The sequence below is a fragment of the Gracilimonas sp. genome (genome assembly GCF_040218225.1).
In the GTDB taxonomy this organism is placed as follows: Bacteria; Bacteroidota; Rhodothermia; order Balneolales; family Balneolaceae; genus Gracilimonas.
The window spans coordinates 559,730-581,316 of sequence record NZ_JAVJQO010000008.1; the positions used below are offsets into that span (position 1 = coordinate 559,730).

General features: G+C 41.4%; 25 protein-coding genes. 15 read left to right on the forward strand and 10 right to left on the reverse strand.

The annotated features are described in order from the left end of the window. Positions 1–104: 104 nt before the first annotated feature. Complete coding sequence (locus RIB15_RS13815; RefSeq protein WP_350202754.1) at positions 105–533, reverse strand: CoA-binding protein; 429 nt, start codon at positions 531–533, stop codon at positions 105–107. Between the two features lie 89 nt (positions 534–622). Between RIB15_RS13815 and RIB15_RS13820 the strand changes: the two genes are divergently transcribed. Further along, on the forward strand, positions 623–1,054 hold the full coding sequence (locus tag RIB15_RS13820) for an FKBP-type peptidyl-prolyl cis-trans isomerase (protein ID WP_350202755.1): 432 nt from the start codon (positions 623–625) through the stop codon (positions 1,052–1,054). Positions 1,055–1,140: 86 nt separating this feature from the next. Then, on the forward strand, positions 1,141–2,286 hold the full coding sequence (locus tag RIB15_RS13825) for a THUMP domain-containing class I SAM-dependent RNA methyltransferase (protein WP_350202756.1): 1,146 nt from the start codon (positions 1,141–1,143) through the stop codon (positions 2,284–2,286). Here the strand turns inward: RIB15_RS13825 and RIB15_RS13830 are convergent. Further along, positions 2,283–3,527, reverse strand: coding sequence for a glycosyltransferase (locus tag RIB15_RS13830; protein ID WP_350202757.1), 1,245 nt, complete (start codon positions 3,525–3,527; stop codon positions 2,283–2,285). The two genes, RIB15_RS13825 and RIB15_RS13830, sit on opposite strands and share 4 nt — an antisense overlap. A 136-nt stretch (positions 3,528–3,663) precedes the next feature. On the opposite strand from RIB15_RS13830, the gene RIB15_RS13835 reads away from it, so the two are divergent. Continuing rightward, positions 3,664–4,533: a hypothetical protein gene (locus RIB15_RS13835; RefSeq protein WP_350202758.1), complete on the forward strand. Its 870-nt coding sequence runs from the start codon at positions 3,664–3,666 to the stop codon at positions 4,531–4,533. Between the two features lie 88 nt (positions 4,534–4,621). Here the strand turns inward: RIB15_RS13835 and RIB15_RS13840 are convergent, their stop codons facing one another. Together RIB15_RS13840 and RIB15_RS13845 are read right to left on the reverse strand one after the other, a co-directional pair. Next, entirely contained in the window at positions 4,622–5,110 is a 489-nt protein-coding gene (locus RIB15_RS13840; RefSeq protein ID WP_350202759.1) for a protease complex subunit PrcB family protein, read from the reverse strand. Positions 5,111–5,140: 30 nt separating this feature from the next. Beyond that, entirely contained in the window at positions 5,141–5,800 is a 660-nt protein-coding gene (locus RIB15_RS13845) for an O-methyltransferase (RefSeq protein WP_350202760.1), read from the reverse strand. Positions 5,801–5,849: 49 nt separating this feature from the next. Here RIB15_RS13845 and RIB15_RS13850 point away from each other — a divergent pair, with 49 nt between their 5' ends. Continuing rightward, a complete protein-coding gene (locus RIB15_RS13850) occupies positions 5,850–6,515 on the forward strand; it encodes a lysophospholipid acyltransferase family protein (protein ID WP_350202761.1) in 666 nt (221 codons plus the stop codon). Positions 6,516–6,530: 15 nt separating this feature from the next. Here the strand turns inward: RIB15_RS13850 and RIB15_RS13855 are convergent, their stop codons facing one another. After that, a complete protein-coding gene (locus tag RIB15_RS13855; protein WP_350202762.1) occupies positions 6,531–7,598 on the reverse strand; it encodes a carotenoid 1,2-hydratase family protein in 1,068 nt (355 codons plus the stop codon). 59 nt (positions 7,599–7,657) lie between these two features. Here RIB15_RS13855 and RIB15_RS13860 point away from each other — a divergent pair, with 59 nt between their 5' ends. The 6 genes from RIB15_RS13860 to RIB15_RS13885 all read left to right on the forward strand — a co-directional run bounded on the left by RIB15_RS13860 (position 7,658) and on the right by RIB15_RS13885 (position 13,708). Beyond that, positions 7,658–8,809 carry a glycosyltransferase gene (locus tag RIB15_RS13860; RefSeq protein WP_350202763.1) on the forward strand — a complete coding sequence of 384 codons (1,152 nt, stop codon included), beginning with the start codon at positions 7,658–7,660 and terminating at the stop codon, positions 8,807–8,809. A 66-nt stretch (positions 8,810–8,875) separates the two neighbouring features. Beyond that, positions 8,876–9,793, forward strand: coding sequence for a tyrosine recombinase XerC (gene xerC, locus RIB15_RS13865; protein ID WP_350202764.1), 918 nt, complete (start codon positions 8,876–8,878; stop codon positions 9,791–9,793). Between the two features lie 31 nt (positions 9,794–9,824). Further along, positions 9,825–10,124 carry a ribosome hibernation-promoting factor, HPF/YfiA family gene (gene hpf / locus RIB15_RS13870; RefSeq protein WP_350202765.1) on the forward strand — a complete coding sequence of 100 codons (300 nt, stop codon included), beginning with the start codon at positions 9,825–9,827 and terminating at the stop codon, positions 10,122–10,124. A gap of 19 nt (positions 10,125–10,143) precedes the next feature. Then, entirely contained in the window at positions 10,144–11,175 is a 1,032-nt protein-coding gene (gene hprK, locus RIB15_RS13875) for an HPr(Ser) kinase/phosphatase (protein WP_350202766.1), read from the forward strand. 84 nt (positions 11,176–11,259) lie between these two features. After that, positions 11,260–12,234 (forward strand): M23 family metallopeptidase, encoded by a 975-nt coding sequence (locus RIB15_RS13880; RefSeq protein WP_350202767.1) that lies wholly within the window; start codon positions 11,260–11,262, stop codon positions 12,232–12,234. Between the two features lie 94 nt (positions 12,235–12,328). Beyond that, positions 12,329–13,708: a M28 family metallopeptidase gene (locus tag RIB15_RS13885; protein ID WP_350202768.1), complete on the forward strand. Its 1,380-nt coding sequence runs from the start codon at positions 12,329–12,331 to the stop codon at positions 13,706–13,708. A gap of 9 nt (positions 13,709–13,717) precedes the next feature. Here the strand turns inward: RIB15_RS13885 and RIB15_RS13890 are convergent, their stop codons facing one another. The 3 genes from RIB15_RS13890 to RIB15_RS13900 form a co-directional block, all read right to left on the reverse strand. Further along, entirely contained in the window at positions 13,718–14,401 is a 684-nt protein-coding gene (locus tag RIB15_RS13890; protein ID WP_350202769.1) for a TrmH family RNA methyltransferase, read from the reverse strand. 66 nt (positions 14,402–14,467) lie between these two features. Further along, a complete protein-coding gene (locus RIB15_RS13895) occupies positions 14,468–15,139 on the reverse strand; it encodes a response regulator transcription factor (RefSeq protein WP_350202770.1) in 672 nt (223 codons plus the stop codon). 121 nt (positions 15,140–15,260) lie between these two features. Next, entirely contained in the window at positions 15,261–15,962 is a 702-nt protein-coding gene (locus RIB15_RS13900) for an alpha/beta hydrolase (RefSeq protein ID WP_350202771.1), read from the reverse strand. Between the two features lie 140 nt (positions 15,963–16,102). On the opposite strand from RIB15_RS13900, the gene bioB reads away from it, so the two are divergent. The 3 genes from bioB (at position 16,103) to RIB15_RS13915 (ending at position 18,457) form a co-directional block, all read left to right on the forward strand. After that, positions 16,103–17,098 carry a biotin synthase BioB gene (gene bioB, locus RIB15_RS13905; protein ID WP_350202772.1) on the forward strand — a complete coding sequence of 332 codons (996 nt, stop codon included), beginning with the start codon at positions 16,103–16,105 and terminating at the stop codon, positions 17,096–17,098. Between the two features lie 75 nt (positions 17,099–17,173). Next, entirely contained in the window at positions 17,174–17,770 is a 597-nt protein-coding gene (locus RIB15_RS13910) for a hypothetical protein (RefSeq protein WP_350202773.1), read from the forward strand. 3 nt (positions 17,771–17,773) lie between these two features. Next, a complete protein-coding gene (locus RIB15_RS13915; RefSeq protein ID WP_350202774.1) occupies positions 17,774–18,457 on the forward strand; it encodes a DUF2490 domain-containing protein in 684 nt (227 codons plus the stop codon). Positions 18,458–18,467: 10 nt separating this feature from the next. On the opposite strand, the gene RIB15_RS13920 is transcribed toward RIB15_RS13915, so the two are convergent. After that, positions 18,468–18,824 (reverse strand): hypothetical protein, encoded by a 357-nt coding sequence (locus RIB15_RS13920; protein ID WP_350202775.1) that lies wholly within the window; start codon positions 18,822–18,824, stop codon positions 18,468–18,470. After that, positions 18,808–19,194: a VOC family protein gene (locus tag RIB15_RS13925; protein ID WP_350202776.1), complete on the reverse strand. Its 387-nt coding sequence runs from the start codon at positions 19,192–19,194 to the stop codon at positions 18,808–18,810. Before RIB15_RS13925 ends, RIB15_RS13920 begins: the two co-directional genes overlap by 17 nt. A 158-nt stretch (positions 19,195–19,352) precedes the next feature. Here RIB15_RS13925 and rsmI point away from each other — a divergent pair, with 158 nt between their 5' ends. Together rsmI and lnt are read left to right on the forward strand one after the other, a co-directional pair. Continuing rightward, positions 19,353–20,036, forward strand: a complete 684-nt coding sequence (rsmI, locus tag RIB15_RS13930; RefSeq protein ID WP_350202777.1) for a 16S rRNA (cytidine(1402)-2'-O)-methyltransferase — start codon at positions 19,353–19,355, stop codon at positions 20,034–20,036. Further along, entirely contained in the window at positions 20,033–21,586 is a 1,554-nt protein-coding gene (lnt, locus tag RIB15_RS13935; protein WP_350202778.1) for an apolipoprotein N-acyltransferase, read from the forward strand. Before rsmI ends, lnt begins: the two co-directional genes overlap by 4 nt. Position 21,587 lies beyond the last annotated feature (1 nt).

A 21,587-nucleotide genomic window follows, 5' to 3' on the forward strand; every position in this document is an offset into this window, starting at 1 on the left:
TTGCTATTCTAAGGGTAAGAGCAACTTCAACCGAATTCCTTACAAAAAACTACCATATCACCATATCACCATATCACCATATCACTATATCACCTAACCACCCCTCACTTAAAATACCGATCCCATTCTACCATAATGCATTTGTTGCGGACATAGGGCAGTTCATGTTCTTTAGCAATTTGCTCAGCTTCAGGAGATGAAACATCCAACTGAGTCCACACCACAGGATTTTGGCCGGTTTGTTCTTTCCAGTCTGCTACATCCTGAGTTGCTTCTGCCGCATATTTAGAATTACGGAACACGTTGACCACATCGACTTGAATATCTTCAGGGATATTTGCCAGACTATTGTAGCATTTCTCCCCATAGATTTCTTCCGCTTCCGGATTAATAGGTATTACTCTATACCCTCTCTCCTGCAAAAAACGGGCTGCATAGTTACTGGTGCGATATATGTTGGGTGAGCAGCCAATCATGGCTATTGTTTTGGCTTCTGAGAGCACCTCATTGATATTACTAATTGTTTCAATCATTAAAACCTGTCTTGATAACCGTCAATTGTATTCAAATATCCTTATCTTTAGGCACTAAATCACTATAAACTAAAATTAAACGATTTATTTTGTCTAAAGTAAAAGACGGTGACACCGTAAAAGTCCACTACACTGGAAAATTAGAAGACGGATCAGTTTTTGATTCTTCTGTATCAAGAGACCCATTAGAAGTAACATTGGGTGAAGGGAAATTGATTCCAGGTTTTGAAAAAGCTGTTGTTGGTTTAGAAGTTGGAGATAAGACCACAGCTAATATTGAATCTGCCGATGCATATGGAGAGCGCAGAGAAGACCTGGAAGTGACAATCGAACGCGAACAACTTCCTGAAGATATTGAGCCTGAAGTTGGAATGCAGCTTCAACTGAATCAGCCTAACGGCCAGCCTGTACCTGTACAAATCACTAAAGTAGAAGAGGAAAACATCATCATTGATGCGAACCATCCTCTGGCAGGTAAAGACCTGACTTTTGATATCGAGTTGATTGAAATCGTAAACTGATTCAACTTCTTCGAAACGTAATTGATGGAGTTCTTCGAGAGAAGGACTCCATTTTTTATATCTGCTCTTAATACCTAAAAAATACCATGGCTGATTTTTCTGAAAAAAGCACCATTTCTATAACCTGCCCCAAGCGAATCACCCCCTACCTGAAAAAAGAACTGGAAGATCTGGACTTTCCCATTCTTAAAGTTCGTCATGCCGGTATTGAAACAGAGGGCTCTTTGAACGACTGTATGTTACTGAATCTATCACTTAGAACAGCACACCGGGTTCATTTCAGGCTTAAAGACTGCCGGCCACAAAATGCAGATCAGTTGTACAACGAGCTGGTTAAGATTCCATGGGAAGATTATATCGACAAGCATGGATATGTAAGCGTCACTTCGTTCATCAATAATAAGACAGTGACAAATACACAGTTCGCCAATATGAAAGTGAAGGATGCTATCGTAGATCGCATCCGGCAAAAGACCGGCACCCGACCCGATTCAGGACCTAACCTGAACAAGAGCGTTGTATTTGTGTTTTGGAAAAATGACCGGGCACAAATCTACCTGGATACCTCCGGTGAATCTGTATCCCGGCGGGGTTACCGTACAGAAACCAGTACGGCCCCCATGCAGGAAACACTGGCAGCTGCTCTAATCCTGGCAAGTAAATGGAAGCCCGGAAATCATTTTATCAATCCTATGTGTGGAAGTGGCACAATTGCCATTGAAGCAGCTCTTCAAGCCCTGAATAAGGCTCCGGGACTCCTCCGGCCTAATTATGGAATCAAGCATATTCTCGGCTTTGATGAAGACCGCTGGAATGATTTACGCTCTGATCTAAAGAATAAATCCAATAAAGACTTTGAAGGCCGTATTATAGCCACCGACCATGACATCCGTGCCGTAAATGCCACCCGCAAGAATGCAAGAACGGCTGGCTTGGATCATTTGATTGAAGTGAGAAAATGTGACTTCAGTGAAACAGAAATTCCTGAAGGTGATCCGGGTGTTATAATGCTTAACCCACCTTATGGCGATCGCATTGGCAATGAGAAAGAATTGGAACCGGTGTATGAGGGGATCGGAGATTATTTCAAGCAAGAAGCGACCGGCTGGTGGGGCTATGTATTTACTGGAAATTTTGATCTTGCTAAGAAAATCGGGCTACGAACTAATCAGCGTATTGAGTTTTATAACTCTACTATTGATGCTCGTTTACTCGAGTATGAGCTGTACTAATCAGAATTCTTGGCCTCTATCCATTTGCTCATAAACCTGGTGCTGGCAACCGTATGATGTTGTAAGATAGATCCTATAAAGTTCTGGTGTCTATGCGCTTCCAAGTTTTTATGGATTTCTTTCATCCGTTCTATTAGACGCACTGAATGGAGTTCTTTATCGAATCTTCCGCGGGTAATTTCCGGGCTTCTCCTCTGCTTCTCTCTCCAAAGATCTTCGTCGTTATAAAGTTGAACGGCACGTTGAGCAAACTCTTTCGGGTTATCTGTTATAAACCCCGGCCAGGGCAAATTACCATGCATGCCTTCAGCGCCAATAGAGGTCGTAATACTGGGAGTACCACATTGCATGGCTTCAACAAGCTTCCCTTTTAGTCCGGCCCCAAAACGAAGCGGAGCCAACAAAATACGGGCATTTCCTACCACTTCTTTAGCACTATCTGCCCTGCCTTTGATCAGAAAGCCTTCTTGTTCATCATGCAACTGCTGTACTTTTTGAGAAGAATACGCTCCATAAATATGAAGCTCTGCATCAGATACCTCTGCCCTGATCAAAGGCCAGATCTCTTCCTTCAAATACAAGACAGCATTCCAGTTTGGCTTATGCAGAAAGTTCCCAATAGATATAAAGTGATTCCTTTTACCATATGGCAGCCAATTATTTAATGTATTCTCATCAATCTTGTTTAGAAGGAATGGCAAATACAGCAGCAAGCTTTCATCAACCTTAAATACATTTGCAAGAAGGCTCATTTCATACTCAGAAATAATCAGGGAGAGATCACACCGAAGAATGCTGGCAACTTCCCGTTTTGCCAAATCATTGAATAGATCTGATTCTTTAAAACCTCTGCCCTTTTTCCAGGCCCTATATCTCGCCTCCCTCAGACAATGAAGGTCTTCGGTATCCAAAACCCGAAGTGCGCCAGGGCAATGATCGGCTACCCGCCACCCAAACTGCTCCTCCGTCATAAATCGGTCAAAAAGAACGATATCAGGATTTAAAGCCTTAACAAACTCATCAAAAGAAGAACTATTAAGTTCTATGCGCTCTTTCTTTATTCCAAAATCATCAAGGTTAATAGCATATTGACTATCAGAAGCAGCCGAAGCAAACGTAATTTCCCATCCCTCAGATTTAAATACATCGATTAGCTCCATCATTCTTGAACCTGCCGCAGAAGAATCTGGTTCAGGCCATACTTTTCCAATTATCAATACTTTTAACTCATTGCTAGTCATGGAATAAATTAAACTGACTATTTTTATTAATTATATAATTTAGGACATTTACCCGTCGTTTAAGTTACTGTTAATAACTCGAGCGGTACAAACATTGTCGATTGAGTAGGTACAAATAAATAATCAGGGAAACATTATGAAATCATCAAAACTATGGGTCGCCTTTCTGTCACTTTTTCTTATCGCCGGATTTGTAACCCAAATTCACGCACAAACGGAAAGTGATTCAACCAAAACTTATATCATTATTAAAAATGACGGGTCAAGATATGTAGGGAAAATTATATCTCAGGATGCACGTGAAGTCATTCTGCTAACCAGGGAACTTGGGGAAATAGCTATTCCCAAACATGAAATAAAAGAAATGCGAGAGCTTTCGGAGGAAGAAATTACGGATGACGGTCGACTGCGAAGAGAAAGCACGTTTGCTACCCGGTACTATATTTCTACGAATGCCAATCCAATTTCCAAAGGGGAGAATTATATTATCTGGAACCTATACGGACCGGATGTGCAATTCGGGGTTAGTGACAACTTTGGCATTGGCCTGATGACCACCTGGTTTGGCTCTCCAATCGTCGGCTCTGCAAAGTATAGTTTTTATAAAAAAGGCAACCTTGGAATCGCGGTAGGAACTTTATTAGGAACCGGCTCCTGGGCTGAACCTCAGTATGGAGTAGCTGTTCCTTTTGGTTCCATTACTTTTGGTGAAATTGACAAAAATATTTCAATTTCACTTGGGCAAGGTCTTGCCTTCGGCCCCGGAGTATCTGAAAGCACAACTTTGATCTCCTTTGCTGGCATGAACAGAGTGAGTGATCGGGTAAGTCTTGTAGTTGATTCGTTTATTTTCACAGGTGAATATCCCGCTGCCTTAATTATACCTGCAATAAGATTACACTCTGGTCCTGACAAAGCTTTCCAGCTTGGCTTTGCCGGTGTAGCAGCTGATGGTGAATTATTACCAGTGCCTCTTCCATTCCTGCAGTGGTACAGAGCTCTTTAATAATTTGGTCTATTGAAAAGGCTTGATATTTACTATAAACTTGCATCCGGAGAGTGTGGTTAATTACTCCGGGTGCCGGTTTTAAAGCTCAATCTCTACAATCACTATAAAGCGTTTCCATCTTATTAAATCGAACAGGCCATCCTTTCTCATTAATAGAAAATAAATGTAATGGTTGAGTTGATGCTTCAGTAACCCCACAATTTGTACCCGGGCGTATTTCCTTATAGCTAATTGATATATGATCATCCTCTCTTATCACGCTCAGATCAGATATTTCGTACCCTCCTGAATACTTTAAGTCAAGCATAATTAAAATAACTGTATGGTTTTTGAAGTCTATTTTTGGAGATTCTGGAAATGGTTGCTGACTTTTAAAAATTTTAGTCCATACCTGATCAAATTCGTCCTGATTTTTAATTACCCTCTCAATTGGGTTTTCTGAATAATATCCATTATCCCTTTTTTCAATGGTCTCGACAACTAAATCAGCTAGTGACTCACCACCGAATATCCCAGAACAACCACATAGAAAAAGCACAATTATAAAAGATTGAATCCCAAAAGATGTTTTCATAAAACCTTACTCTGACTGAAATTGTTATATTTATTTCTTCCTGATAATAGTAACCCCATCTCTTACTGGCAACAACACTTGTTCCACCCTGTCATCATCAGAAACTTTTTTATTGAATACATCAAGTGCCTCGGATTTATGATCATGAGGCTCTAATACCGTTCCATCCCACAAAACATTATCAACAATCATTACTCCACCAGTCTTCAAAAGAGGGAGCGTTTGATTAAAATAAGCTTCGTAACTCAACTTATCGGCATCTATAAATATCAGATCGAACTCCCCCTCTAGTTCTGTAATCAACTCACGGGCATTTCCTTCAAGCAAAGTAATTTTCTCATCCTTGTCAAATCTCTCAAAATGCCTGGAAGCCAGCTCCTGATAGCGGATGTTCATTTCTATGGTGATAATTTCTCCGTCTTCAGGAAGAACCTCAGCCATCATCAGCGCAGAATAACCTGTAAAAGTCCCGATCTCTAAAATCCGCTTAGCCCCACTGATCCTTACAAGCATTTTCAACAACTGACCCACCAAATTTCCGCTCAGCATGTCGATATACTCCAACTCGGCATCAGAAGACTCTACCAGCGCCTGCACGTCTTCTGACTCAGGTGTGGTCATTCTGCGCGCATATTGCTCTACATTTGTATTAGTGATTTGAACGATCGATTTATCTCTGTGCTTCTTCATGATTGAAAGATAAGGTACAACCCCCTATTATCACCAAAAAAAGAACACATTGAATTTCATACCCGCAAACGAATCCCGCTTTTTTATCTGGTTCTTTGATCATTACACCCGCTGGTCTTTGAAAAGACGATTTAAGCAATTATGGATTAAACAGAATTACCAGCCCACTTCTACCTCCAGAACTGTCTATTTTTTGAACCACAATTTATGGTGGGATGGCTTAATCCCGTTGTACCTGAATGAAAACATCTTTCACCAAAAAGCCCGCGCCCTGATGGAAGACAAACAGATGCAGCAGTACACATTCTTTAGCAAAATCGGGGCGTTCTCCATTAACCTTGAAAATCCAAAAGCATCCATTCAATCCCTTCGGTATGCTGTGGAATCTTTGCAGCGAGAAAATTCCTGCCTGTTTATTTATCCTGAAGGAACCATTACACCCGCCTCAGATTCTGCTCCAGATTTCAAAGAAGGACTAGCCTGGCTGTACTCCAAAACGGAAAATGTCGACTATGTTCCTATCCATATTTACGCTCATTTCCTTAGAAGCAGTAAACCCGAGCTTTATATATCAATAGGAAAATCAGTTGATTATTATAAGTCAATGAGCAGAAATGAATTAACTGAATTATTTGAGGCTGATATTCAACACTTAAATGAGCAAACCAGACAAGTAGCCGGATTTTCTGATGAGGGATTCAAACCTCAATTTTAGCCTAAATAATTTAGGTTACCATGTCCACGGATATAATAAGCGTGATTTCTGAACCCAGTGCGGCCTTTGCTCCCTGTAGTTTAACCGCATATGCACTAATGGCCAGAACATCTTTTTATAAATATTTTCAGGATATATATACTCTGAAATTCCATGCGCCGCATATACTTGACCGTTGTAGTTAACAATAGATTCACCTTTAAATCTTTGATAGAAAGGGCCATCGTCTATTTTAGTGCTACATTGAATATTTACAGTAGTTTCACCTTCTTTTAACTCAATTTTCCGGGCTGATTTCAAACCAAACCAATTTCGGGTGAAATAGCTCATTTCGGCATCGCTAAACTTCTCCAACACCTGTTGATTATCCCGGTCGATTAGCCATGCCTCAAACTGCTCGGTGTTCCGTTTTTGCATCAGGTAATAAACAAGAGTGAAATCCTTGAAGTGATACCTTCCCCAATACCAATCCCTGAAACTTTCTTTCATGGGTTCCTGCCCGGTGTTATGATCATGGTATCCATTGCCTGTAAAGTTCAGGACCTCTTCCCCATTCTTGCCGACTACTTCCAGCTGCGCTTTAACCGAAGTTCCCGGAGTAAGCAAGTTCCAGCTGTGGCGATCTTCACTGACCGACTGAATAAGATTCTCGTTTCCTTTAGTTGCCTCGCCTTTTATTCGGCCGTGAACTTTGTGACCAGAAGGTAATTCCTGACCTAGCTTAATCTCAAAACTCAACTCATTATTTTTGAACACATATTCTACCGAGTTCTGCTCAACCGACAGAGTTTTAGTCTCATCGTCCCACGTGAATTCATCCTTTCCAAATTCGAGGAAGCTATAATAAACCGTTTTTCCACCCTTATATAGTGAAACACTAATAGCCGGATAAGAGACCCTGCCAACCTGACCCGCCTCCAGATCCTTAATGTATTGAGTAGAAAAGGGATTGGTTTGATAGAATATAATCACAAACCCCTGCTGTCCATCCTCACTTAACCCATCAAAATACCACCATTCGTATCCACCGAACGACTTATTAAAATCTGGAGTTATTTGCCTTACATCTGTAGATATATTCATGCTAAAATAAAATAATCGTGTTGGTGAACGGCAACGCTCTGTTTGCTAACTTTCGTTCAATGGACATACTTCTTTACATCGCAGCAACTTACATCGTATTTACCATTTTTGTGTTTATACGAAATTGGTTTGAATTCCACTCGCTGTCAAATCAATCTTATGGTAAACAGGATTTCAGTTCCGCCCCTCTTGTCAGTATTTGTATCCCAGCCCGAAACGAGGAGACCGTAATTGAGCGATGTGTAACATCCGCACTTAAACAAGACTATCCCAATTTTGAAGTACTGGTACTGGATGATAATTCCACGGACCAAACTACCGATATACTTAACAAACTATCCGGCATTATTAACAACCTTCACCATCTTAAAGGACAGCCCAAACCTGATGAATGGCTGGGTAAACCCTGGGCGTGCCATCAATTGAGCGAAAAAGCAACTGGAGAATATTTAATATTCATTGATGCAGATGTGTGGCTGGAAGAAGATGCTATCAAAAAAGCTGTTAATGCGTTAAAAGCGTCTGACGCTATTACCGTTTGGCCTAAACAGCAGGTACAAACCTTTTGGGAAAAGCTCATTATTCCCATGATTTACTACGGCTTGTACACTTTATTACCGGCAAAGTATGTAGAACAAAACCCAAAATGGCTGCCAGCAAGTCTTAGAAAGAAAATGGCTCCCCAATTTGCGGCCGCCTGTGGACAGTTTATTGGATTTAACAGGAAAACATACACAGACATCGGTGGTCATACTTCCGTTAAACAGGATATTGTAGAAGATGTTCAACTTGCAAAAACCATTAAACGCCACGATTTAAAAATTACTATGTATGATGGAATCGGAACAGTAAACTGCAGGATGTACCGGTCTCATTCTGAAATCTTTGAAGGGCTACGTAAAAACTTTTTTGTCGGCTTTGGAAGGAATGTACCTCTCTTTCTCTTTATGGCCATTATGCAATTCATAGTGTTTGTAGTTCCGGTATTGGCTTTGATCTTTGGAAATCCAGACTCACAAAAATTCGCAGCTGTTCTTATTAGTATTATTTTAATACAGCGCTGGCTGATGGATTATAAGTTTGGGTGGAATCCTTTGATCAGCCTTTTACAGCCGTTTACTATTATTTGGTATGAGGTTCTTGGCATTCGTTGCCTTTGGGATCATTTCACCGGAAGAAAGGCCAGTTGGAAAGGCCGCGAAGTCGGATAAAAATTTATCTGTTCTTCACTAATAATCGTTTTCTTTTTTGCAGATACATAGACATATTTGAGGTGTATGAAAGCATTGATCGACAAATACCTGAAATACCTGAGCGTAGAACGCAATGCTTCCGAACATACTATTATCTCTTATCAAAATGACCTCACTTCTTTTCTTGAATTTACGGCTCAAGTAAACGAACAAGATGCTTCACAGGTTGATGTGACTACCATCACCCGATTGAATATCAGGTTATGGCTGGGTGATTTATCAGAAAAAGGGTTAGCCAAAACTTCAATAGCCCGTAAGGTTGCCGCGCTTCGTTCATTTTTTAAATATTGTTTTAAAAGAGGTCATGTCGACAAAAATCCGGCTCACCTGCTCGTAGTACCAAAAAAAGAACAGACGTTGCCAAAAACAGCTACGGTCGAAGACATCAACCGAATGATGGAAACCGTAGATATTGAAACAGCTAAAGGGCTTCAGGATCGGGCTATTCTGGAACTATTCTATGGAACAGGAATGCGGCTAAGTGAGCTTACCGGGCTCAATCTATCCAACATTGATTTAAAGCAACGTCAGGTTACAGTTCATGGTAAAGGCAATAAACAGCGGATAATTCCATTGGGTAATACAGTGGTAACCATTCTAAATCAATTCTTAGAAAAAAGACCTGAATTGTACGGAGAACGAACAGACGGAGACGCAAAAAAGGCGTTATTCCTGGCAGCCAATGGTCAGCGTATGTACGACCGGGCTGTACGGTATATGGTAGAAGATTATTTAAAACAAACCAGTGAGGTTACTCAAAAAAGTCCGCATGTTCTGCGCCATAGTTTTGCTACCCATATGCTGGATAACGGAGCGGACATAAGAATCATCAAAGAGTTTTTGGGTCACGCTAATTTAGCGGCAACGCAGGTTTATACACATACAAGTATGGAAAGACTTAAAAATGTGTATGAGCAGGCTCATCCAAGAGCGAAAACGTAATAATTACATAACTAAAATTAGGAGTAGAAGTATGAAAACTACATTCACAGCACGCCATTTTGAAGCAAGCGCTGATCTTCAACAATATTGCAGAGACAGTGTGGAAAAACTTGAACAGTTTTATGACCGGATCGTAATGTGTGATATTATTCTTGAACCTACTCCTTCTGACGAAAACCCACAGCAGGCTGAAATCATTGTTAAAGTGCCGCGAAAAATATTAACAGCTAAAGAATCTGCTTCTTCCTACGAGCAGGCCATTCATAATGCTGTTGAAACAGTAAGTCGGCAATTGAAGAAGTACAAAGAAAAAATGCATGCCGTTAACTAATATTTTTAATTAATCTCTTATGCCATTTTCACCCCAGGCCCCAATCCCGCGCAAGGATAAGATTAGTGTAGCTTATCTTATCAATAAGCTACGAGAACGTGTCAATATAAATATAGAAGCATGTGTTTCTGATAATTGTGCCGGAGACCATTTTGTGGTTGAAGCTGATTTACACCGACCGGGATTGGCGCTTGCCGGGTATAATGAGCTATTTACTTATCAACGAATTCAGATAATTGGGAATACGGAAACCCAGTTTCTGGAAAACATGGGTAAAGACAAACAGGAAGAATCATTCCGCCATATTACCAAGTTCGATATTCCGGTTATCTTTTTGACTGATGGAAATCAACTTCCCGAAAATTTATTGCAGATCGCCAAAGAGGCAAGCATACCGATTTATTCAACACCACTGGAGACTACCCGATTCATGTATATTCTACGGGATTTTCTGGAAGACCAATTTGCCATACAGACTATGGTGCACGGATCTATGATGGATGTGTACGGAATAGGAATTTTAGTTGCCGGAAAATCCGGGATCGGTAAAAGTGAGGTCGCACTGGACTTAGTTGAACGCGGCCACCGCTTGGTTGCTGATGACGTTGTCATGCTTACCAAAAAGAACAATGTACTAATGTCGTCGGCTACCGAAATGAGCAAGCACTTCATGGAAATACGCGGACTCGGTATTGTAGACGTGATGTCCATGTTTGGAATACGCGCCATCCGCTATCAAAAGAGGTTGGAGGTAGTATTGGAATTAACCCTTTGGGATGAAACCAGAGAAGTTGAACGAACGGGATTAAACCATGATTCGGTGAATGTATTAGGACTGGAAATTCCTCTCATTCACCTCCCCATCACACCAGGTAAAAACATTACCGTTATCGCTGAAGTAATTGCAATGAATTATTTATTGAAACATTATGGGTACGATCCCGCAAAAGCATTCCAGGAAAGAATCCAATCAAGCATAAGTGAAAAAACAAAAGGAAGGGATATGACTCCGAAAAGAGCTATCGAGTACTTTGAAGGGGATATCGAATAAACTGTAACATTAGAGTTCTGGCTTACTCTTTGAATGTGATACGAAGGTTACTATCTTAGGCAAGTTTTGGAACAAGGTTAGTATATGTCAATAAAAAATCACTATTACTACGACGAAACGAATTGCGAATTTGTACCTATTGAGTACAATCGCCTTGAGCAGGTTGTCTACAATCTTTCAATTTGGATCTTATCTGGTGTTGTACTGACTGGTATAGGTATCATCCTACTCTCTACCTACATCGGCACACCTGCTGAGCTCGCCCTTAAAGCTGAAAATGAAGCCTTATACGAACAGCTTGAAAGCACAAAAGATGCGCTTGTTAATCTCGATGATCAAATCACTGCGATTGCTAAAAAAGATAATGAGATGTACCGCTCTGTTTTGGGTATGGATCAAATTTCCTACGAAGAAAGACAGGCTGGTGTTGGTGGTTCTGACCCTTACAATGAGTTTGATGTATACAATGAATCTACCTCAGAATTATTGAAGTGGACCGCTTCCAAAGTGGATAATTTGGAGCGCCGTATTGGAATTCAGAAATTGAGTTTTGAAGAAATTAAGAGCCAATACAATGTGAATAAAGAAAAAATGGCTCATATCCCTGCTATTAAACCCACCTCGGGTATTTTGTTGAGTGGATACGGTGTACGGTACCACCCTATTCTTAAATATAACCGCCGCCATAACGGGTTAGATTTCCGGGCAGATATTGGAGATGCGGTATTTACAACCGGTAATGGAAAAATCCGGTTTGCAGGACGTAAAGGAACCCTGGGTTTGGTTGTCATTGTAGATCATGGCTTTGGATACGAAACATTGTACGCTCACCTATCTGGCTTAGCTAAAGGCATCAAAAACGGCAGTAAAGTCGAACGTGGGCAACAAATTGGTATGGCTGGAGATTCAGGCTTGTCTGAAGGTCCTCACCTCCATTATGAAGTTCATTTCAAAGGAGAGCCTGTAGATCCAATCTATTATCTCTTTGCAGATACTTCTCCTGAAGAATACGCCATGTTCAAAGAGATATCGGAGACGAATAACAACTCTCTTGACTAACAAAATTTTAAAGCCTCATTCGGGGCTTTTTTTGTGGCATTGAATTTCACTTTTGCCTTTCTTTGGTTCATTCTTATTTAAAAGTGAATCCCCTATGCTCATGAAACGCTTCTCTATTATCGTTCTTGTTACCTTACTTTCCTTTTCTGCAACACTTATGGCACAATCAGTGCTTAACTCAGAGCATAAGGAACATGTTCAGCAACTCATTCGAAAAGCAATGGGTAGTGATATAGCCTGGGAACGGCTTACCTATATGGCTGATACATTCGGGCCCCGTTTCAGTGGATCAGAAAACCTGGAGAATTCCATCGACTGGATTGTAGAGACCATGAAGCAAGATGGTTTTGATAAGGTTTGGACGCAGCCCGTTATGGTTCCTCATTGGGTGCGTGGGGAAGAGTCAGCAACCCTGATTTCACCCCGGGAAAAGAATTTACCTATGCTGAGCCTTGGAGGTACCGTTGCCACTCCTCAAGAAGGAATCACTGCTGATGTTATCGTTGTAAAAAGCTTTGATGAACTGGAGAAAGTCAAAGGTCAGGTTAAAGGTAAAATCGTTCTCTATAATGCTGAATTTACATCCTATGGTCGAACTGTCCAATACCGGGTTAACGGAGCCATTGAAGCCGCAAAACACGGAGCCGTGGCAAGTATCATTCGATCCGTTGGCCCTTATTCCATGAAAACTCCTCATACCGGTACCATGTATTATGATGATCAAGTTAAAAAAATTCCCCATGCTGCCATTACTGTCGAGGATGCCATGCTTATTCAGCGGTTATATGATCGTGGTGAAAAGATTAAAATCAACTTGAACATGCAGGCTGAAACCCTGCCAGATACGGAATCCAGAAATGTAATCGCTGAGATAAAAGGCTCAGAGTTTCCGGATGAAATTATTGTAATGGGCGGACATATTGATTCATGGGATGTTGGACAAGGCGTGATGGACGACGGTGGTGGCTGTGTTGCTGCCTGGGAAGCGGTACGGTTAATGAATGAACTTGGTATCAAGCCAAAACGAACCATTCGCGTGGTACTCTGGACCAATGAAGAAAATGGGTTGCGTGGAGCTGAAGAATATCACCGCTGGGTTAAAGAAGATGAAAAATCGTTGCAAAACCATGTATTGGCCATTGAATCTGATGCCGGCGTATTTGATCCGATTGGATTTGGTTTTTCAGGAAGCGAGCGTGCTTATGAAATTCTTTCCGAGATTGGCTCTACCCTTCAGCCTATTGAATCCGGACAGGTAACCAAAGGTGGCGGAGGAGCTGATATCGGTCCCCTGATGCGTGACGGTGTTCCGGGAATGGGCCTGGTTGTAGATGGATCTCGTTACTTCTGGTATCATCATACAGATGCCGACACCATGGATAAGCTGGATAAGGAAGACTTCAATGAATGTGTAGCCACCATGGCTGTATTTGCTTATGCCGTTGCTGATATAGAAGAAAAACTTCCCTGGTAAAAAAATAAATTAGCTTTTGTTTTCCAGAAAGGCTTGCTCCAGCTGCTCCCCGGCTTTAATAGACTTTCTGAGCCACTGATATTTTAACTCCTCTATTTCCTCTTCTGAGAGCTTCCAGTCAATACTTGACGCTCTTAGTCGGCGGGTTAGGTTATAGAGGCAGACAGCCGCACTAACCGAGATGTTGAAGCTTTCACTGAAGCCGGCCATAGGTATTTTCACAAATCCGTCTGCCAGTTCTTTGGCCCGATCACTAATTCCATCCAGTTCGGTACCAAAAACAAGAGCCGTCTTTTGATCCAGAGGCAAATCATTCAGGTTAGTATCATTTTCGTGAGGTGAAGTTGCAATCACTTTATAACCCTGCTCTTTCAACTTGTTGAAACAAAGCTCTGTATTGTCTGATTTAGGATTTTTATACCGATGTAGAGTCAGCCATTGATCGGCGCCAATGGTCACCTGATTCGAAGCATCAAACTCGTTGGTGTTCTCAATGATATGTACATCCTGAATTCCAAACCCATCGCAGCTCCTTAGCACAGCGCTGGCATTATGAGGCTGGTAAATATCTTCTACAACTACGCTCAAATAGCGGGTTCTTTGCTGAGCCACTTCCTCAATTTTATCCCATCGGGCTTCCGTAGCAAAATCTCTAAGATATTCCGTTAAAGCCCGTCTTTTAGATGAATCCATAAGCCTAAATAAAAAAGCCCCGTACACAATCAATTATGTACGAGGCTGACAAAATCATTTAAAATTTCATTCGCACCGGAATACAAATCCTTTTTTACGAATGGTTTCTATGTAGTCCACATCAGTATGCTCTCGGATTTTCTTTCTCAGGTAACTGATGTACACATTGATATAATTAGTCTGGGTATCGAAATGTATATCCCAGACTTTCTCAGCCAGTTCTTCCTGTGTAATTACACGATTTCTGTTTTTAAGGAAGTAGACCAGTAAGTTAAATTCGTTATTTGTTAGCTGAACTTTCTCACTATTGATTGAGAACTCTCGCTTCAATAAATCTACTTTAAGTTCTCCACAGGTGAGTTGTTGCTCCCCTCCCGACTCCGTTCGCCTTTTGATGGCATCCATTCTGGCAATAAGCTCTTCGGTATTAAATGGCTTGGTCAGGTAATCATCCGCACCAACTTTCAAGCACTTTACCTTCACATCTGTTTCCTGCTCTCCAGAAAGAATCAGCACCGGTGTGGTAACATTCTTATCCCGAATGTTTTTACAAACCTCATAGCCGTCTCCATCAGGTAATCCCAAATCGAGGATGATCATATCAAAATCATTCCCTACGGCATTGGCTTCTCCATCTGTAGCATTATCAGCGGTGGAAACTGAATTTCCGTTGTGCTCGAGAACGGCCTTTACAAGCGTACGAACAGACGGATCGTCTTCGATTACTAGTATATTCATTTAACTTCGCAGGGTTTATTTGTAGCGGTTTTCAGAGATATCGTAATGATTTATGAACTGCTTTGCAATAGTTTAATTAAAATAACTTAACAAACATTAGAATTAAAAGTATAATAAAAATTCAACCTGACTCAACATAACCTAACTCCTTCAGCCAGTTGTATGCTTCGTCCACAAAAATCGGCTCAAGTTTATGTCCCGCATCTACCAATTTAAACATAGCGTTAAAACCTTCCTCTTTCAGAAGTTCCACACACTTTTGCTGGGGCTGGGGATATACACTATCATCGTCTTTTCCATGCAGGGCTAAAATATTTATGTGCTGAGCCGGCTCTCTTTTACCATCAAAAGCTTCCGTTTTTATCCTTCCCCCCACTACTATTAGTTCATTCACATGTTTCCAGCGAGAGAGGGCAAAGTATCCCCCAAGATATCCGCCCATGGAATATCCAAACACGCACAAACGACTGATTTCAATCACATCGACCAGTCCATCTACAATTTCCTGTATAAACTCTGATGCAATCTCCATAGACTTAATAAACTGCCCCTGGTTTCCATCATATAAATACCAAGCTCTTCCCCATTTAGATACATTTACTTTTCGGGATGTATCGTAAATGGGATACGGGCCCTGAACAAATAAATGATAGGCCTCAAGATTGAGCATATCTTCCATTTTCTTTTCCAGAAACTCAATGTTTTGATTATAGCCATGCAGATACAGGATGAGAGGCTTTTTTCCTTTCTTTCCTGTTTCGATCAATTTGTAGGGAACCTCGATCTTGAATGAAGTTTTACCTGAAATCAGAACGTCGCGCATAAATGAAGTAATTTTTTGATGAGGCCATAATTACCACAAATTCCATAAAACACAAAAGTAAATTAATTGGGATTCTGAATTGGGTTTTGAAGGGATTCCTATTAATTTCGGCAAAATATTTTAACTCAACTATTTTCAAGATGGCTGTAATTCGTAACGACTGGACAAAAGAAGAAATCTCCGATATCTATAACACCCCACTTATGGAGTTAATCTATCGGGCCCAAACGGTTCACCGCGAACATCATGAAACCGGGGAAGTTCAGGTTTGTACGTTACTGTCCATCAAAACCGGAGGCTGCTCTGAAGATTGCGCTTATTGTCCCCAATCCGCCCGCTACGACACCGATGTAAACGCACAGAAAATGATGCCAAAGGAAATGATTCTGGCATCCGCAGAACGAGCCAAAGAAGCAGGAAGTACCCGTTTTTGCATGGGAGCCGCCTGGAGAAGCGCTCGTAAAACCAAAGATTTTGATAAGGTCCTAGACGTCGTTTCTGAAATTGCAGATATGGGACTGGAAGTATGCGCAACCCTTGGAATGCTGGATGACGACCAGGCCAAGAAACTGAAAGAAGCCGGACTTTATGCCTACAATCATAATCTGGACAGCAGCGAAGATTTCTACAAAAAGATCATTACTACCCGCAGTTATGACGACCGTCTCGATACCATTAAAAAAGTACAGGACAATGACATTTCTGTATGCTCTGGCGGTATTATAGGAATGGGAGAAACTCATGATGACCGTATTGGGCTTCTTTACACCCTCTCAAATCTTGACAAGCATCCTGAATCGGTTCCGGTTAATGCACTGATTGCTGTAGAAGGAACCCCGATGGAAAATCAGCCTAAGGTGCCAAGCTGGGACATGGCTCGTATGATTGCGACAGCCCGAATTCTGATGCCGGAATCTATGGTTCGCCTTTCGGCTGGAAGGGTTCGTATGAATTTTGAAGAACAGGCACTATGTTTCATGGCCGGAGCGAATTCTATCTTTACCGGAGAAAAGCTCCTCACCACCGACAACAACGAGCTGGAAGAAGACATGCATATGTTCGAGCTTTTTGGGCTGAAACCCCGTCCGGCTTATAAGAATGCCAAACCAGAACATGTGCCCGAAGCAATTGCTTAATTCTCAGTACCGGAGTTATTGCTAATTTAACCCTCTATTAAAGATTAGGTAATACGTGTATTTCATATTGGAAGTATGAAAACGTATTACCAATTTCTATTTCTTATACCTGCAATAATCATCTCTTCAACCCTCTTTTGCTCTGCTCAAGAAATAAAAGATGAAGTTGAAAAATCGATAGACCGGAACGAAATGCCTGCCTCTGCCCTGTCTTTGATAAATCAATTTTGGAAAGAGGAGAAAAAAGCAGATTTTTACCGCCAATCAGACGGTGAAATGATCAGCTATGAAGTGAAGCTGAATTGGGAAGATCACCAGTACAGTATCGAATTTGATTCAACAGGTTCGCTCATTGATGTTGAGCAGATTATTGAAATCGAAGAACTTCCCGAGGCTTTACGGAACACCATCACAGAAGAAATAGACAAACAGTACTCAAAATTCAAATTTACCAGAGTTCAGCGTCAATTTTCTGCTTCAGGAAACGATGACGAAGAGGTTTTGGAAAATATCCTTGAAGAAGATTTCGAAGACCTTTTGATTCGTTACGAAATTGAAATTGACGGACAAAACAAAGATGAGCTCGGTTCATTTGAGATGCTGTTTGACGTAAACGGTAATTTCATTCAGAAACGTAAAATTGTGAGACGTTCGCTGGATAATATTTGGTAATACATGAACTTTTTAAAAGTCCGTGCACTTTTGGTGGCAGCCATGCTGCTTCCGGTTTGTGCATTTTCGCAGCAGGCGGAGCTTATATGGAATCCGGAGCTTTCCTATTCGTGGAAATCATCCGACCGTTTAGGATTCAATACCAAGCTTTCGGTATTTAACTCTATTCGTGATTTCGATAATAGTGCTGCCATTCAATATATAGAACCCCAGTTTTCTTTTTCCTACGGGCTCTCTGCAGGCACTAAAATAGGCGGTGGATATTACTACCGGCTTTCCACTCCTCTTATTGATGGCTATCAATATGAGCACCGGTTTTTGCAACAAATTGGGTTTGTTTCTTATTTAGGAGACCGTCGGTTGGCACACCGGCTTCGGCTTGAACAGAGGGTACGGTCCAGTTCCTACCAAAACAGATTGCGCTATAGATTGAGTTACGACTTTCCCTTAGAAGGCGAAAAGCTGGACGCCGGAGAAAAGTATCTGATTCTGAAAGATGAGATGATGACTGCCTTCAACAAAAATGAAGCGGATGCAGAGAACCGGGCTTCGGTTGGATTAGGCTGGTATTTCAATTCAAAGCAGAAATTTGAATTGGGACTTCAATATCGTACGCAAGATATTTTCAGTGACGGTGGCATTAGTCATCTGTTCCTGATCAGTACTTCTTACTATCTGAATAGATAGGAAATCAGACTTACCAGCCATTAGGCGTTAATTTTAGCACATAAATGATGGGTGACTTCCAGGTAAAGGCTGAATAGATTGCCATTATCAAAAAGGAAATATGCATGAAGGGAGTCATGGCAGAAAAGAATGCTCCCAGAAATCCTACTGTCATTTTAGCCATAGAAGTGGATATTAACCACCATAGTCCTTCAAAAAATACCAGAGTAGTTATAAAGTACATCAAGCCGACGACATACTTGTTGGCATCCTGCCGTAGCTTTTCTTCAATATCGATCTTTCGATATTCCTGAGCTAAATCCCTGCCTATATCGTTCTCAAACTCTTTTTGATCCAGCTCCTGCTCTATTTCATTCTTTCTCTTCATAAAAGTATTCGATCATGTTCCCATCAGGATCGGCCACAAATAGAAAACGGCCTTTCTTACGATTCGCAGGGCCACTCATAATGGTTACTTCCTTTTCACGGAAATACTTGGCTAGCTCATCCACTTTTTTGGGATCGTCCACATAAAAACCGAAGTGATCGACCCGAAAATCTCTTGAAGTTGGGTCGTAGCTGGTTTCGGCTTCCACAATTACAAGCGTATCTTCTTTGCCAATTCTATACACGGCCATACTCTGCCCCATCGTTTTAACAAGTTCAAGGCCCAGGATATCACCATAAAATTCTTTGGAAGCGTCTATACGATTTACTCTGATGGTGATGTGATTTAATCCGGATGGTTGAAAGTCCATATTGATATCTATAGATGTTTAAATTGATTTTTTCATCGCATTTAACATACAACCCTCTTTTTAAATTCCAAATTCTAAAAATGGCCGTTCTTGTATTCCGGTTTGTTTTTTGAAGGCTGTAGTTTGATATTTGTGCACTTTAATCAATGAGGTAAAAAGTGTCCACACTCTACATAGTAGCTACGCCAATCGGGAACTTACAGGATTTTTCACCAAGAGCCGTTGAGGTGCTCAAATCTGTGGATTATATCGCTTGCGAAGACACCCGCACGTCTGGTCATCTGCTGCAACGGTTCCAAATCGACAAACCAACGTTCTCGTTTCATCAGCATAATGAGCATCGCAAAGTTGGTCACCTCATGAATATCCTCGATGCCAACCAGAATGTAGCTTTAATCAGTGATGCCGGCATGCCAGGGATTTCCGATCCTGGTTTCCTGGCCGTAAGAGCGGCTCAAAATGGAAATCATACCGTGAGTGTTATTCCCGGTCCAGACGCAGCCACAACCGCGGTTGTAGCCAGCGGACTTCCCTGCGATCGATACATATTTGAAGGGTTTCTTCCTCACAAAAAAGGTCGTCAAAAAAGACTGGGACAATTATCAGAAGAAGAACTCACTATTATCATTTATGAAAGTCCAAACCGGCTGCTGAAGTTACTGGGAGAACTGGAAGAACATTTTGAACCTGACCGTCTGGCAGCGGTGGCTCGCGAACTCACCAAGAAATTTGAGGAGGTGAACCGCGGCACAATAAGTGAGCTCAAGAAAGAGTTTGAAAGCCGTGATTCGATCAAAGGTGAAATAGTAGTAATCGTATCAGGAAAAGGATATTCGGAATGAACGTGAAAGAACTGCTGAATAATAAATGGGTAATTTCGGTACTTGCGGGAATTTTGTTGGGACTCAGCTTCCCTCCTGTGAACCTCTCATTCCTGAGTTTTCCGGCATTTATTCTGTTGTTCTATTTGTCAGACAAGTGTGACTCTTACAAACAAGTAGCTTATTACAGTTATGCAGGCTTCGTGGTTTGGAACCTGATTGGTACCTATTGGCTTATGATGGCCAGCCTTGGCGCCGGAATAGCGGCTATTCTTGCCAACAGTGTTCTTATGACCATCCCGTTATGTCTGGCAAAATTCTTTTCCCAAAAAAGTAACTCTCCGATTCTGGTAGCTTTACTTCAAACTGCTGCTTGGGTCAGCTACGAGTTCTTACATCACCAGTGGGATTTATCCTGGACCTGGCTTTCGATTGGCAATGCCTGGTCCAATTTCATTGGGGTGATCCAGTATATTTCCTTTACCGGCCATCTTGGCATTACTTTCTGGGTGGTTCTGAGCTCTGCACTCACCTACCAGGTTATCAAAAGCAAAGAACGGAATCTTGCCTACGTAACTTTAGGCGTTTTCCTGATTTTCCCAATATGGTCATTTCTACTCTTTGAAAGTGAAACCGAGACTGGCAACTCCGATCTAACTCACGTAGCTATCATCCAGCCGAACCATGATTCTTACCAGGAATATGGAGGAATGAGTGACCTCAAAGAAGTGATTGACAGCCTTTTTACGCTTACCAGCAGAACCATAACACCGCAAACTGAGCTCATTATATGGCCTGAGAATGCCATTGATGGATTTATTTTTACTAACTCCAGAACAGCCTTAAGAATTGCAGATTCAGCAAAAGCATGGAATAAAAACTTTGTGGTTGGAACCGGTCTTTATAAAACCTATTCCAAAGACACAGATATTCTTTACAGAGGCACTCTAAATTCAGGCAAACCCTATAATGTCTTTAATGCCGCTCTTTTTGTGGATGCCAATGGCGAAATCTCCGATTATGAAAAGGCCAACTTAGTGCCCATTGTGGAGCGTATTCCTTTTGTCGAAACCCTTAACACAATGGATGTTTTTGACTGGGTTGACTGGGGAAACATCGCTGGGTTTGGTAAAGGCTCCCGGCCAGATATGATTGAAACCGATACCTTTAGTACACCAGGATTAGTTTGTTATGATTCGGTCTACCCGTCCTGGATTCGTAAGTTTGTTCAGAAAGATGCTTCTTTTCTTACCATTATAACCAATGATGGCTGGTGGGGCGATACCAGCGGACATCATCAGCATTTTGCCTATGCACGTCTTCGGGCTATCGAGTTTGACCGGTGGATTGCCCGCAGTGCCAATAATGGAATTTCAGGAATCATTGCCCCCAATGGTTCTATCGTTCAAAAAACTGATTATTGGGTACGAACCGGATTTATAGGAACAGTTCAAAACTTAGAAACCCAAACAATCTACACCCGGTTTGGAAACTGGCTCTCTCTTCTGTGCCTGATGTTTACCTTTTCTGGTTGGGGCTTCTATAGATTCAGTAACAGAAATTCAGATTAAA